Genomic DNA, 14,081 nt, shown 5'->3' with positions numbered 1-14,081 from the left:
GCGGCGAAGCCCCCCGACAATCACCCCAGGAAGCTCGCCGAAGGCGAGCTGACGGAAACCCCGAACGGCGCCCAGGGCCAGGGGTCCCCGCGTCGCGGCGAAGCCGCTACGCGGGGGAGGCACGCTGGTTGCGTCCCCGCCAACCTTCCACCGGAAGGCCGAACTTGGCAACAAGACGATCAGTGAACGGCAGCGGGTGCACCACGGCGAGCCGCACCGGTCGGCGGCCGCGGACCACCTCGACCCGCGACTCGGGGGGCACCTCGACGGACCGCCGGCCGTCACAGTAGAGGACCGCGGGCACCGGCGGCAGGATCTCCACGGCGACCGCGGAGGTCGGCGCCAGCACGAGCGGCCGGGCGAACAGCGCGTGCGCGCTGATCGGGGCGACCAGCAGGGCCTCGACGCCCGGCCACATCACCGGACCACCGACCGAGAAGGCGTAGGCGGTGGATCCGGTGGGCGTCGAACAGATCACCCCGTCGCAGCCCCACCGGGACAGCGGACGCCCGTCAATCTCCAACACGCATTCCAGCATCCGAGCGCGCTCGGCCTTCTCCAGGGACATCTCGTTGAGCGCCCAGCCGGTATAGGTGACCTCGCCACGCCGCCGGACCGTGACGTCTACCGTCATGCGTTCCTCGACCGTGTAGTCCTTGCGGACGACGTGCTCGATGGTGGATTCCAGCGCGTCGGGTTCGGCCTCGGCGAGGAACCCGACATGCCCGAGGTTCACGCCCAGCAGCGGGGCGTCAGCGGTGCGGGCCAGCTCCGCGCCGCGCAGCAGGCTGCCGTCGCCGCCGAGGACCAGCACCAGTTCCACCCCGACGGCCGCGTCGGCGTCGTGCGGCACGCTGTTGGCGGCGGTCAGGTCGAGCATCTCCGCCTCGTCCCGCAGCACCCGCGGCGACACCCCGGCGGCGGCCAGGCCCTCGATGACCCGATGGGCGCTCTCCCGGACCACCGAGCGGCGGGGATGGGTGACGACGAGGATCTCCCGCGTCATGCCCGGCGCCCCGGTCCCGCGGGGCCGGCGGCGATCGCCCCGGCCAGGACGTCCGCGTCGAGCGGTGGGGCCCCGGCGGCCAGCCACAGCAGGTACTCGACGTTGCCCGCCGGGCCGGGCAGCGGACTCGCCGTGACGCCACGCACGCCGAGATCCAGCATGGCCGCGGACGCCGCCACGTCGTGGACCGCCTCGGCGTGCAATGCGGTGTCACGCACCACCCCGCCGGGCCCGAGCCGCTCCCGGCCGACCTCGAACTGGGGCTTCACCAGCAGCACGAAATCGGCATCCGGGACCGCGCAGGCGCGCAGCGCGGGCAGCACCAGGGCCAGCGAGATGAACGACAGGTCCCCGACGACCAGGTCGACGCGGTCACCGATCTCGGCGGGCGTCAGGTTCCGGGCGTTGGTACGGTCGAGCACGCGGACCCGGGGGTCGCAGCGCAGCCGCCACAGCAACTGCCCGTAGCCGACGTCCACGGCCACGACGGTCCCCGCCCCGTACCGCAGCAGCACGTCGGTGAAGCCGCCGGTGGAGGCACCGACGTCCAGGCACCGACGACCGGCCACGACCAGCGTGGGGCCGGTCGAACGCGGGATTTCGGCACCCGGCCCCGGTTCCGGCCCCGGTGCGGGGACCCCGAAGGCCTCGAAGGCACCCAGAAGTTTGTGCGCGCCGCGGGAGGCGTAGCCGGGATCGTCCCCCTTCGTCACCGCGATGGAGGTGGATCCGTCGACCACCGTGGCAGCCTTCGTGGCAGGAATGCCGCCGACCAGCACCCGACCCGCGGTGATCGCCGCAACGGCCTGCTCCCGGGACCGGGCGAGACCACGACGGACAAGTTCGCTGTCCAGACGTGTCCGGCGGGACATCGCGACCCCGGAGCGACTCACCGCGCCGGCCGGATCATGCCCGGCCCGGGCCGCGGCCCTCCCGTGGGACGCGCCCCGCAACGCGCCGGAACGGGCACGCCCGGCCCGGCCGCGCCCCCGACGCCCTTGACCTGGTCAGCACCCTTGACCTGGTCAGCGCTCCCGTCCAGGTCCGCCAGTGCCCCGGCCAACCGGCGGTTTATCTCCTCGAAGACCTCGACATGCGCGGCCGTCGGTAGGACGTCGAGCATGTCCAGCCGGCCGAGGGCGCCGCGAACCTCGGCAGGCAGATTCTCGGTGTTCACGTTGTCAGCCTCCCGCACTCACGGCCGCTGACGCGACGGACCCTGGCGACGTGCGTCATGCGACGAATCTCATGTCCTGTCCACTCCTCGTCCGGCCGGATCCGCCCTCGGCCGGCCCGGGACCTCACCCCGGGTCCGTCAGGACCACCGGAGATCGGCTCGCAACCGGTGTAAACTCGCCCACCACGCGGGTCGTCCCGCCCGGAACACCTACTCTCACGCTAGTGTCCCGGCACGCCGGGCCGAGAGGGGCGCAGGTCGAACAGGCCGACCGGAACACCTACTCTCACGCTAGTGTCCCGGCACGCCGGGCCGAGAGGGGCGCAGGTCGAACAGGCCGAGAGGAGGACCGGCCGGGATGGCCGACAGGTCGCAGTGCGAGGCCGCGCTCCATGCTCTCGCCGCCCGCCTGGATGGGCTCTCCGCCGACGGCCGTCCCCCGCGCGCCCCGGATCGCGTCATCGTCTGTCGTATCCCCGATCTCGGCGCTGTCTTCTCCGGGGAGCTGCGCGACGGCTGCCTGCGGCACATTGGCGAAGGCAGCCGCGACGACGCCCAGATCACCCTGACGCTGGAGAGCGACGACCTGGTGGCGGTCGCCGAGGGAAGGCTTCCCGCGATGACCGCCTGGGCCAGTGGGCGGCTGAAGGTGGACGCGAGCGTGTGGGATCTGCTGCGGGTCCGCTCGCTGCTGTGACGATGCGCCTGTTCACCGACGATGCTCCAAGGCGCCGGGACTCAGGCGAGCGCCACGGGCTCCGGTGCCCGGGGCGCCGGAGCCATCAGGTCCTCGCAACCCGGTGGGCGTCGCGCCGCGATCGCGTGGACGGCGACGCCGCTGTCCAGGGCGGACCAGACCGTGGCGCAGGCGGCCCGCAGCCCGTCCAGCCCGTCGGTGCCGTCCCCGTTCCACGTGTCGTCACCCGACATATCCCGGTCTGACGCATCCCCACCGGAATGACCGCCGCCTGAACGATCGCCATCCGACGCGTCATCGCCCAGCCCGTAGCTTTCACCCGACCAGTGCAGCGTCCCCTCCTCGACCCGGCTGCTCCAGGCGCCGCAACGATAGGCGTGGTTCCCCAGCTCCGGGACGGCCTCCACCGGTGGCGCCGCCCGGAGCAGCCCGCGCAGGTCCGCGGCGAGGAAGTCGGGACGGTGCGGAGCGGGAGCTGCGAGCAGGTCTCCGGGGGTCGTCACCCCGGTGAAGACGAGCAGGGTCGGCGTCGACGTCCGGTGACCGGCCTCGATGTCGGTGTCGAGCCGGTCACCGACGATGAGGGGTGTCCGGGCTCCGCTGCGCCGCATCGACTCGCGGTGCATCGCCGACTCGGGCTTGCCGGTCACCACCGGCTCGCGGTCCGTAGCGGCCCGCAGGAAGGCGATGACGGATCCGTTACCAGGCGCGACGCCCCGCTCGGTTGGCACGGTGCGATCGGCGTTGCTGGCGATCCACAGTGCTCCGGCCCGGATGGCATAGGCCGCCTCGGCGAGGCGGGCATAGGTGAGATCCGGGTCGAACCCCTGGACCACCGCCGCCGGATCGTCCTCGGCCGAGTCCACCGGGACCAGGCCCTCCTCCATCACCGCCTGTCGAAGTCCCCGCCCTCCGGTAATGAGCACCCGGGATCCGGTGCCCAGCCGTTCGGCCAGGACGTGCGCCGCTGCCTGCGCCGAGGTGACGACGTCCTCGGTTTGCGCCGGCACGCCGAAGCCGCGCAGGCGGGCGGCGACCTCGGCCGGCGGGCGCAGTGCGTTGTTCGTGACGTACACCGTGCGCATCCCCCGGCGGCCCGCGGCTGCGATGGTGCCGGCCGCGTGTGGCACGGCGGCGGCCCCACGGTTGACGACACCGTCGAGATCCATCAGGGCGACGTCGAACAGGTCGGCCAGCGGCCGGTCCGTCCCGCGCAACGGCCCGGGGAAGCCGCCGGAAGACACGGAGAAACCAGAGGACACAGAGGACACAGAGGAACCGGACAAGCCGCAGGACGACGAAGCGGAGGAGACCGCGGAAGGGCTGACTGACGAAGGGCTGGTTGACGTGGTCTCGTGCGCCGGCGCGGGCACGGCGGCCGGCCGGGTCATGCTCGAGCCAACGCCGCGCGGGCGCCACGCAGCGCGACACCGTAGTGTCGGATGTCGGGACGCATCGCCACGGCCAGCGCCAGATGCTCCACGGCCGCCCGGAGATCACCGATCTTGCGGGCGGACAGCCCGAGGCCGAACTGGGCGTAGTCGTCGGTGGGATGCCGGTCCACGATCCAGGCGAAAGTCTCCCGGGCCGCGCCGTACTGACCGGCGGTGAACTGTGCCCGGGCCAGCGCCTCCCGCACGCTCGGTGAGGCGGGTTCGGCCGCGACGGCGTGGGCCAGCAGCTGCACCGCGGCATTGGCGTCCCCGTGGCCGAGCAGCGCCATCCCCCGGGTGTACCAGTCGTAGACCTCACCCGCCGGTCCCGGCCGGGACCGGTCCGCACTGTCATCCACCCAGGACGTCACATCGGACGGCACCGAGCTGGATCTATCACGTCGTCTGCGGGCGGGCAGCCCACCGGGCGTCTCGTCCGGTACATCCCCCGGAGGGCCGGTCTCCTCGGACATCTTCACCTCCACGACACGGACGATCATCTGTCTCCTCGCCACACCAATCCTGAGCACCGGGCACGGACCTCGCGCCAGGCCACGCGCCAGGCCACGCGCCGGACTCCGCCGCACCGTGGCGCCCTCGATGCGCATCACCGCCTCTCACCCGAGGAACACCGCCAGATCCGGAATCACTCCGTCCGGCTTCGCCACCGCGGGCGCCAAGCGCCAGGCACATCCTCGAGGTCCGCAGCTCCAGTGTCGCCGCAAAGCCGCCCAACGTACCTCGAGATCCCCATAACGATCAGGTGTGCGCTGTCCACCGTCCCGCCGCTCCGATGGCACGCTCGCACTACGGGAAGGTGGTGAAATGTTCCTCTCGCCCGGTCGGGCCGGCCGGAACACGGGCGGTCAGCAGCGAGGGCACTCCCGGGTCACACCGGGTCCGCACTCTCGGGGCCCTACGATGCGGCTCATGGTTGACGCCGATCGTCCCGTTCCCGCTCCGGCGGGTCTCGTGCTCGCCCCGTTCCGGGCCGCACGATTTCCGTCCTCCGGGCCGGACCTCGCCCCGCTGACCTCCCCGCCCTACGACGTCATCGACGACGCCGAACGGGCGGAGCTCCAAGCGCGCGACGAGCGCAACGTGGTCCGGCTCATCCTCCCCGGGGAGGACTACGACGGGGCCGCCCGCACGCTGCGGGCATGGCTGGACAGCGGAGTGCTGCGTCGCGACGAGAAGGCCTCCGTCTACGTCTACGAGGAGGAGCGGGCCGGCCACGCCCAGCGCGGGCTGATCGGGGCGGTCGCGCTGACCGATCCGGATGCGGGGATCATCCTCCCGCACGAGAACACCATGGCGGGCCCGGTCTCAGACCGGTTGGCGCTGACCCGCGCGACCCGCGCGAACCTGGAACCGATCTTCCTGCTCTACGCCGGCGGCGGCGAGACCAGCCGGGTGGTCTCGATGGTGATCGCCACGACGCCGCTGGTGGAGACGTCCACGGACGACGGGGTGACGCACCGGCTCTGGGCCATCGACGATCCGGCGGTCCTCACCGCCATCGCCGCGGACCTGTTGCCCCGGCGCGCGGTGATCGCGGACGGCCACCATCGGTACGCCACCTACCGCCAGTACCAGGCGGAACGGCACGCCGCCGGGGATGGTTCGGGCCCCTGGGACTTCGGTCTGGCCTTCCTCGTCGACGCGACCGTCTCGGGGCCCCAGGTGCACGCCATCCACCGGGTAGTGCGTGGTCTCGGGCTCACCGAGGCGGTGCGGCGGGCCGCCGAGGTGTTCACCGTGCGTCAGCTCGCCGGGCCCGGCGAGGGTGGTACCGCCGCCGGGGATGCCGGTGGCGTGGGGCCGGCAGGCGCGGACCCGGACGCGCTGGTGGAGGAACTGGCCAAGGCCGGGCAGGGCGGGCACGCGTTCGTGGTCACCAACGGCACCGCGGCCTACCTGCTCACCGAGCCCGACGCCGACCTGCTCACCCGTAGTCTGCCCCCCGAACGGTCGGCGGCCTTCCGTGGACTCGACGTCACCGTCGCTCATCTTGCGTTGATCGTGGACGTCTGGGGGTTGACGGACACGGTGGGCGTGGTCGACTACCACCACGACGCGCCGGCCGCGATCGCCGCGGCGGCTGCGGCGGGAGGTACCGCGCTGCTGCTCAACCCCACCCCGATCGCCGGTGTGACGGCCGTCGCCGAGGCCGGCGAGCGGATGCCGCGCAAGTCGACGTTGTTCACCCCGAAGCCGCGCACCGGACTCGTGCTGCGTCCACTCGACGACTGACCGGCGTACGTAGGACCGGCGTACGTAGGACCGGCGTACACACGGTCCGTCTCCCCGCGGACCCACGGATACCGGGCGGAGTGGTCCTCGGCCGAACGGTCCTACCTCCCGGTCTCCGTCGCCTCGGCCTCGGGAGCAGCCTCGGTGCCGGTGCCGGTGCCATGATCAGTAAGATCATGGCCGGTGATGTCCTGATCGACGTTCGCCTCGGTCCCGGCGTCCGCGTCGGGATCGGCCCGATCCGAGAGCAGGAGATCCGCGCCGTCCTGGGCAGCCTCCTCGTCCTCCTCGGGGAGAGGCCGACCAGTCATGATCAGATACGCACGGGCGTCGGCGTCGGTCTCTCCCTCGTCGATCGCAGCCGTGGAGGTGAACCAGCGTGCGGCCTCCTCTGGACGACCGGCGGCAAGCAGCGCCTCGGCATAGGCGTACCAGAGGCGGGCGGTCCACGGCGCGGGCGGCGTCTTGGCCGTGGCCAGATCCCGCAGCAACACGACGGCGGCCTCCGGCTGACCGAGGTCCCGGCGGGCCCCGGAGACGACGATGAGCATCTCCGCCCGAGCGGCCGGATCAAGCTGGTCGATCTGCGGATCCCGCAGGTAGGCGACGGTACGCTCCGGCCGGCCCAGTCCCCGTTCGCTGTCCGCCATCAGCGGCAGGTTGTGCGCGGAACCGTCCATCCGACGAGCGGCCCGAAGTTCCACCAGGGCCGTCGCGTACTCCCCCGCATGGTAGGCCGCGATACCGACCGCCTCGCGCACCGCGGGCAGGCGCGGCACCCGATCGGCGGCGGCGCGGGCGTGGGCGAGCGCGCGGGCGGGATCGTCGTCGAGCAGCAGGGCGGTCGCGACGAGATGGCGGGCGATCGTGTCGGCGAGCGACGATGGCAGCCCCCGAAGGGACCGGCGCACGTCGTGGTCCAGCAGGTCCGCGCGGGCCTCGTCGGGAAGTGGCGGAGCCGGCACCCGGGCCCGCCGGCTGCCCTGCTCAGTCTGATCAGTCCGGCCAGCCCGGTCGGTTCTGTCAGTCCGGCCAGGCCCGGTCGGACGGCCGCCGCGGGGGCCGCCGCGGGGGCCGCCGCCCCCGGGCCTGGAAGCCTCGGTGAACGGCCGGCCACGGCGCTCGGCGCGAGCGGCGCCGTCGCGGCGGTCCCCTCCACCGCTGGTGTCCCGGGGCCCCCGGGACTCCCGGCCTCGATCGCCGCCGGGCCGCGGGCCGGCCGAGCGCGTACCCGCGGGACGGTCGCCATCGGAACGCCAGACTCTGCCGTGAGTCGGCCGTTCAGGGCCGTCGTGCCGGGGCCGCGGGCCGTCGCTGCCGGCCCGGGCCTGCCCGGGCCGATGGGATACCGAGGAGTCGCGCCCCGGTCTGCCGTGGTCGGGACGGCTACTCGGCCTTCCGGACCGGCCGGTCTCCTCCGCTCCCGGCCGACCCCGACGCTCGCGCCAAGCCGCCTCGGCGGCGACCCGGTTGCGGGCGGAGGCTCCGCTCGCGCCCCGGTCACCGCTCGCGCCCCGGTCACCGCGCGGGCCGCCGGCTCGGGAAAAGCGCTCACCGCCAGCCGCCGGAGCACGCCCACCGCCGGTCCCCGTCCCCTCCGGACGCCGAGCCCCACCCGGGCGGCGGTCGACGAACGAGGCGGCCGAGGAGGAAGAGGAAGTGGCGGATCCCGCATCGCCCGCACGCGGCGATGCGCCGTACCGGGCGTTGCCGTACCGGGTGTTGGAGTCCGAACCCCTGGAGCGGTCCGGCCGGCCCTGGCCCTCCGGGCCGCGGCGGAACTGGCCCGCCCCGCCCCGCGTTCCTCCCCGCGCACCGCCCTGCCCGCCGCCGCGCGCACCCTGGCGCGCGCCCTGAGAGGGACCCCCCTGTCCGCGCGACGCGCCGGTCTCGGATCCGCCGCCCCGCCTTACGCCCGGGGCATCGCCACGCACCGGGCGCCCGGCGCGACGTCCCTCTGCCGGCGTGCCACGATCACCTGAAGCGTCCCGATCACGCCGCTGCGGGTGTGGGGACGTGAACGGCGTCGTCCCGCCTCGCTGACTGGATCTGTCTTCCCTCGGCATGACCGGCAACTTCCCTTTCATCCCGCAGGTACCGCGGTTGCGGCTGCGGGTCCCTCGTGATCCGGAGGCGCCCTCAGGCCGCCGGGCTTCCGACGCGGACACCACGGCGCCCGAGATCGTCGGCTGTGCTTCGGATGTTGCGTAGGTACGTCGGTCCGGGTTCACCCGGGTCCACGACGTTCACCCGGGTCCACGATGGTGCGGTGATGCCACAACCCTTAACGATACGACGTCCGGACCGGTGATGACCGGGTCCACCCGGTGACCATGCCGAAAAAGGGCGTGACAAAGGGTGTGGGGCTGTCTCCCTAGGGAGACAGCCCCACACTCGTATACGTCCGGCGGCGTCCTACTCTCCCACACAGTCCCCCATGCAGTACCATCGGCGCTGAAGAGCTTAGCTTCCGGGTTCGGAATGAGACCGGGCGTTTCCCCTTCGCCAAAACCACCGAAACACTATCCAGATATACCAGCCGAACCGGCCGTACACCCGAGAACCGCACAGTGGACGCGTAGCACCTTCGAAGACAAGCCCTCGGCCTATTAGTACCGGTCAGCTCCATGCGTCACCGCACTTCCACCTCCGGCCTATCAACCCGATCATCTAGTCGGGGGCCTTACCAGGCTACCCTGTGGGAGACCTCATCTCGAAGCAGGCTTCCCGCTTAGATGCTTTCAGCGGTTATCCCTTCCGAACGTAGCCAACCAGCCATGCCCTTGGCAGAACAACTGGCACACCAGAGGTTCGTCCGTCCCGGTCCTCTCGTACTAGGGACAGCCCTTCTCAAGTCTCCTGCGCGCGCGGCGGATAGGGACCGAACTGTCTCACGACGTTCTAAACCCAGCTCGCGTACCGCTTTAATGGGCGAACAGCCCAACCCTTGGGACCTACTCCAGCCCCAGGATGCGACGAGCCGACATCGAGGTGCCAAACCTTGCCGTCGATATGGACTCTTGGGCAAGATCAGCCTGTTATCCCCGGGGTACCTTTTATCCGTTGAGCGACGGCGCTTCCACAAGCCACCGCCGGATCACTAGTCCCTGCTTTCGCACCTGCTCGACATGTCTGTCTCACAGTCAAGCTCCCTTGTGCACTTGCACTCAACACCTGATTGCCAACCAGGCTGAGGGAACCTTTGGGCGCCTCCGTTACCCTTTAGGAGGCAACCGCCCCAGTTAAACTACCCACCTGACACTGTCCCTGATCCGGATCACGGACCCAGGTTAGACATCCAGTACGACCAGAGTGGTATTTCAACAACGACTCCACCAGAACTGGCGTCCTAGCTTCACAGTCTCCCACCTATCCTACACAAGCCGAACCGAACACCAATATCAAGCTATAGTAAAGGTCCCGGGGTCTTTCCGTCCTGCCGCGCGTAACGAGCATCTTTACTCGTAATGCAATTTCGCCGAGTCTGTGGTTGAGACAGTGGGAAAGTCGTTACGCCATTCGTGCAGGTCGGAACTTACCCGACAAGGAATTTCGCTACCTTAGGATGGTTATAGTTACCACCGCCGTTTACTGGCGCTTAAGTTCTGAGCTTCGCCCCGAAGAGCTAACCCGTCCCCTTAACGTTCCAGCACCGGGCAGGCGTCACTCCGTATACATCGTCTTACGACTTAGCACGGAGCTGTGTTTTTAGTAAACAGTCGCTTTCCCCTGGTCTCTGCGGCCACTCCCCGCTTCGGAGGTAAACCCCTACACGGAGAACGGCCCCCCTTCTCCCGAAGTTACGGGGGCATTTTGCCGAGTTCCTTAACCACAGTTCACTCGAACGCCTCGGTATTCTCTACCTGACCACCTGTGTCGGTTTAGGGTACGGGCGGCCCTGACACTCGCTAGAGGCTTTTCTCGGCAGCATAGGATCACCCACTTCGCCGCAATCGGCTCGGCATCAGGTCTCAGACACACAAGACGCGGATTTACCTACGCCTCGTCCTACACCCTTGCCCCAGGACAACCACCGCCTGGGCTGGACTACCTTCCTGCGTCACCCCATCGCTTGCCTACTACCAGCCGGGATCCCACCCTCCCGAACACACCTCCGAAGAGACACATCCGATCAGATGGTTAGCACAAACCAGGTTCAGCATGGCCGCGTCAACGCCGGTACGGGAATATCAACCCGTTATCCATCGACTACGCCTGTCGGCCTCGCCTTAGGTCCCGACTCACCCTGGGCGGATTAGCCTGCCCCAGGAACCCTTGGTCATCCGGCGGACGGGTTTCTCACCCGTCATTCGCTACTCATGCCTGCATTCTCACTCGTATGGCATCCACGGCTGGGTCACCCCGCCGCTTCACACGCCACACGACGCTCCCCTACCCACACACAAACCTGGACACCAAAGTGCCGGGAAATTTTGTGCATGCCGCAGCTTCGGCGGTGCGCTTGAGCCCCGCTACATTGTCGGCGCGGAATCACTTGACCAGTGAGCTATTACGCACTCTTTCAAGGGTGGCTGCTTCTAAGCCAACCTCCTGGTTGTCTATGCGACTCCACATCCTTTTCCACTTAGCGCACGCTTAGGGGCCTTAGCTGGCGATCTGGGCTGTTTCCCTCTCGACTACGAAGCTTATCCCCCGCAGTCTCACTGCCGCACTTCACTTACCGGCATTCGGAGTTTGGCTGACTTCAGTAAGCTTGTGGGCCCCCTAGGCCATCCAGTGCTCTACCTCCGGCAAGAAACATGCGACGCTGCACCTAAATGCATTTCGGGGAGAACCAGCTATCACCGAGTTTGATTGGCCTTTCACCCCTACCCACAGCTCATCCCCCAGGTTTTCAACCCTGGTGGGTTCGGTCCTCCACACGGTCTTACCCGCGCTTCAACCTGGCCATGGGTAGATCACTCGGCTTCGGGTCTTGGACATGCGACTCAACGCCCTCTTCGGACTCGCTTTCGCTACGGCTACCCCACACGGGTTAACCTCGCCACACACCGCAAACTCGCAGGCTCATTCTTCAAAAGGCACGCGGTCACCAGACCACAGTCCAGCTCCCACGGATTGTAGGCACACGGTTTCAGGTACTATTTCACTCCCCTCCCGGGGTACTTTTCACCTTTCCCTCACGGTACTAGTCCGCTATCGGTCACCAGGGAGTATTTAGGCTTAGCGGGTGGTCCCGCCAGATTCACACGGAATTACACGGGCTCCGTGCTACTTGGGAACACGTCCGGGAGGAACACTGCTTTCGGCTACAGGGCTATTACCCTCTATGGCGGCCCATTCGCATGACCTTCGCCTAACAATGCTCTTTCTGACTCCCCGATGGAACGGCAGCTCCACCTGGACGATCCCACAACCCCAGCATCGCAACACCTGCCGGCTCTCACACGACACTGGTTTAGCCTGTTCCGCTTTCGCTCACCACTACTCGCGGAATCACGGTTGTTTTCTCCTCCTGCGGGTAATGAGATGTTTCACTTCCCCGCGTTCCCTCCACATGCCCTATGTGTTCAGGCACGGGTGACAGGATTTAAAGCCCTGCCGGGTTTCCCCATTCGGAAATCCTCGGATCACAGCTCGGTTGACAGCTCCCCGAGGCATATCGCAGCCTCCCACGTCCTTCATCGGCTCCTGGTGCCAAGGCATCCACCGTGCGCCCTTAATAACTTGGCCACAAAGATGCTCGCGTCCACTGTGCAGTTCTCAACGTACGGACGGCCCCAGCCGACCCGGCGAAACCCACCCCCACCCAACGGGAAGGCAGTCCTCCACCACGACCGGTCCGTTCCACCAGCAGACCCCCCACCACGATCCCCACCAGGACCACAGCACAGGAACCCACCAGCCGAGAGAGCCTCACTCCCTCAGGACCCAACAGCGTGCCACGGACCCCAGCCACCCACCCGGACCGTTCCACCCCCCACCCCACCCGAAGATAAGGACAGAGGAGTACTAGACCCCGGACAACCAGCCGAAACCCCATCGTCAGCGTTCCACCCACGAGCAACCAGACCGGCATCCACAGCCGGCCCTGGCTCTGCACCAGCCCACCCCGCTACAGGACAGACCAGCCAGACGCTCCTTAGAAAGGAGGTGATCCAGCCGCACCTTCCGGTACGGCTACCTTGTTACGACTTCGTCCCAATCGCCGGTCCCACCTTCGACGGCTCCCCCCACAAGGGTTAGGCCACCGGCTTCGGGTGTTACCGACTTTCGTGACGTGACGGGCGGTGTGTACAAGGCCCGGGAACGTATTCACCGCAGCATTGCTGATCTGCGATTACTAGCGACTCCGACTTCACGGGGTCGAGTTGCAGACCCCGATCCGAACTGAGACCGGCTTTTTGGGATTCGCTCCACCTCACGGCATCGCAGCCCTTTGTACCGGCCATTGTAGCATGTGTGCAGCCCAGGACGTAAGGGGCATGATGACTTGACGTCATCCCCACCTTCCTCCGAGTTGACCCCGGCAGTCTCCTATGAGTCCCCGACACGACTCGCTGGCAACATAGGACGAGGGTTGCGCTCGTTGCGGGACTTAACCCAACATCTCACGACACGAGCTGACGACAGCCATGCACCACCTGTGCAGGACCCTTACGGACCCCGTATCTCTACGAGATTTCCCTGCATGTCAAGCCCTGGTAAGGTTCTTCGCGTTGCATCGAATTAAGCCACATGCTCCGCCGCTTGTGCGGGCCCCCGTCAATTCCTTTGAGTTTTAGCCTTGCGGCCGTACTCCCCAGGCGGGGCGCTTAATGCGTTAGCTGCGGCACGGAGGCCGTGGAAGGTCCCCCACACCTAGCGCCCAACGTTTACGGCGTGGACTACCAGGGTATCTAATCCTGTTCGCTCCCCACGCTTTCGCTCCTTAGCGTCAGTTCCGGCCCAGAGACCCGCCTTCGCCACCGGTGTTCCTCCTGATATCTGCGCATTTCACCGCTACACCAGGAATTCCAGTCTCCCCTGCCGGACTCTAGCCTGCCCGTATCGACTGCAGGCCCGGAGTTGAGCCCCGGGTTTTCACAGCCGACGCAACAGGCCGCCTACGAGCTCTTTACGCCCAATAATTCCGGACAACGCTTGCACCCTACGTATTACCGCGGCTGCTGGCACGTAGTTGGCCGGTGCTTCTTCTGCAGGTACCGTCACTCTCGCTTCGTCCCTGCTGAAAGAGGTTTACAACCCGAAGGCCGTCATCCCCCACGCGGCGTCGCTGCGTCAGGCTTCCGCCCATTGCGCAATATTCCCCACTGCTGCCTCCCGTAGGAGTCTGGGCCGTGTCTCAGTCCCAGTGTGGCCGGTCGCCCTCTCAGGCCGGCTACCCGTCGTCGCCTTGGTAGGCCATCCCCCCACCAACAAGCTGATAGGCCGCGGGCCCATCCCGAGCCGATAAATCTTTCCACACCACCAGATGCCCGGCAATGTCATATCCGGCATTAGCCCCGGTTTCCCGAGGTTATTCCAGAGCTCGGGGCAGGTTGCCCACGTGTT

The 14,081-nt window shown here is 68.1% G+C and carries 8 protein-coding genes and 3 rRNA genes; 2 read left to right on the top strand and 9 right to left on the bottom strand.

The genetic code is table 11. The features are described 5' to 3' along the window. Positions 1–106: 106 nt before the first annotated feature. From BMG523DRAFT_RS13280 to BMG523DRAFT_RS13270, 3 genes are read right to left on the bottom strand one after another with little or no spacing between them, the layout of a single operon-like run. The gene (locus tag BMG523DRAFT_RS13280; protein ID WP_011437544.1) at positions 107–1,006 is read right to left on the bottom strand and encodes an NAD kinase; all 900 of its coding nucleotides are present in this window, start codon (positions 1,004–1,006) and stop codon (positions 107–109) included. Beyond that, complete coding sequence (locus tag BMG523DRAFT_RS13275) at positions 1,003–1,878, bottom strand: TlyA family RNA methyltransferase (protein WP_011437545.1); 876 nt, start codon at positions 1,876–1,878, stop codon at positions 1,003–1,005. The genes BMG523DRAFT_RS13280 and BMG523DRAFT_RS13275 overlap by 4 nt, the downstream gene beginning before the upstream one ends. A 17-nt stretch (positions 1,879–1,895) precedes the next feature. After that, positions 1,896–2,183: a hypothetical protein gene (locus BMG523DRAFT_RS13270; protein WP_011437546.1), complete on the bottom strand. Its 288-nt coding sequence runs from the start codon at positions 2,181–2,183 to the stop codon at positions 1,896–1,898. A 358-nt stretch (positions 2,184–2,541) separates the two neighbouring features. Here BMG523DRAFT_RS13270 and BMG523DRAFT_RS13265 point away from each other — a divergent pair, with 358 nt between their 5' ends. Further along, entirely contained in the window at positions 2,542–2,880 is a 339-nt protein-coding gene (locus tag BMG523DRAFT_RS13265) for an alkyl sulfatase C-terminal domain-containing protein (protein ID WP_011437547.1), read from the top strand. Positions 2,881–2,921: 41 nt separating this feature from the next. Here the strand turns inward: BMG523DRAFT_RS13265 and BMG523DRAFT_RS13260 are convergent, their stop codons facing one another. Both BMG523DRAFT_RS13260 and BMG523DRAFT_RS13255 read right to left on the bottom strand, forming a co-directional pair. Then, positions 2,922–4,271 (bottom strand): HAD-IIA family hydrolase, encoded by a 1,350-nt coding sequence (locus BMG523DRAFT_RS13260; RefSeq protein WP_043591304.1) that lies wholly within the window; start codon positions 4,269–4,271, stop codon positions 2,922–2,924. Next, positions 4,268–4,786, bottom strand: coding sequence for a tetratricopeptide repeat protein (locus BMG523DRAFT_RS13255; protein WP_308726852.1), 519 nt, complete (start codon positions 4,784–4,786; stop codon positions 4,268–4,270). Before BMG523DRAFT_RS13255 ends, BMG523DRAFT_RS13260 begins: the two co-directional genes overlap by 4 nt. A gap of 448 nt (positions 4,787–5,234) precedes the next feature. Between BMG523DRAFT_RS13255 and BMG523DRAFT_RS13250 the strand changes: the two genes are divergently transcribed. Further along, positions 5,235–6,566, top strand: coding sequence for a DUF1015 family protein (locus BMG523DRAFT_RS13250; protein WP_011437550.1), 1,332 nt, complete (start codon positions 5,235–5,237; stop codon positions 6,564–6,566). Positions 6,567–6,667: 101 nt separating this feature from the next. Here BMG523DRAFT_RS13250 and BMG523DRAFT_RS13245 read toward each other — a convergent pair whose 3' ends face one another. The 4 genes from BMG523DRAFT_RS13245 to BMG523DRAFT_RS13230 form a co-directional block, all read right to left on the bottom strand. Continuing rightward, positions 6,668–7,531 carry a tetratricopeptide repeat protein gene (locus BMG523DRAFT_RS13245; RefSeq protein ID WP_023842160.1) on the bottom strand — a complete coding sequence of 288 codons (864 nt, stop codon included), beginning with the start codon at positions 7,529–7,531 and terminating at the stop codon, positions 6,668–6,670. 1,437 nt (positions 7,532–8,968) lie between these two features. Next, positions 8,969–9,085 (bottom strand): 5S ribosomal RNA (rrf, locus tag BMG523DRAFT_RS13240). Positions 9,086–9,155: 70 nt separating this feature from the next. Further along, positions 9,156–12,260: ribosomal RNA gene (locus tag BMG523DRAFT_RS13235) — 23S ribosomal RNA — on the bottom strand. A gap of 413 nt (positions 12,261–12,673) precedes the next feature. Then, positions 12,674–14,081: ribosomal RNA gene (locus BMG523DRAFT_RS13230) — 16S ribosomal RNA — on the bottom strand; the annotation flags it as partial.

The organism is Frankia sp. BMG5.23, assembly GCF_000685765.2.
GTDB classification, from domain to species: Bacteria; Actinomycetota; Actinomycetes; order Frankiales; family Frankiaceae; genus Frankia; species Frankia casuarinae.
Note: the sequence above shows the minus strand (reverse complement) of the source record. Positions and strands in the feature narration are given on the sequence as shown.

What these genes read in the sequence shown, in the direction of transcription:
- BMG523DRAFT_RS13280 (WP_011437544.1), bottom strand. Translation starts at nt 1,006, where the DNA reads ATGACGCGGGAGATCCTCGTCGTCACCCATCCCCGCCGCTCGGTGGTC.
- BMG523DRAFT_RS13275 (WP_011437545.1), bottom strand. Translation starts at nt 1,878, where the DNA reads ATGTCCCGCCGGACACGTCTGGACAGCGAACTTGTCCGTCGTGGTCTC.
- BMG523DRAFT_RS13265 (WP_011437547.1), top strand. Translation starts at nt 2,542, where the DNA reads ATGGCCGACAGGTCGCAGTGCGAGGCCGCGCTCCATGCTCTCGCCGCC.
- BMG523DRAFT_RS13260 (WP_043591304.1), bottom strand. Translation starts at nt 4,271, where the DNA reads ATGACCCGGCCGGCCGCCGTGCCCGCGCCGGCGCACGAGACCACGTCA.
- BMG523DRAFT_RS13255 (WP_308726852.1), bottom strand. Translation starts at nt 4,786, where the DNA reads ATGTCCGAGGAGACCGGCCCTCCGGGGGATGTACCGGACGAGACGCCC.
- BMG523DRAFT_RS13250 (WP_011437550.1), top strand. Translation starts at nt 5,235, where the DNA reads ATGCGGCTCATGGTTGACGCCGATCGTCCCGTTCCCGCTCCGGCGGGT.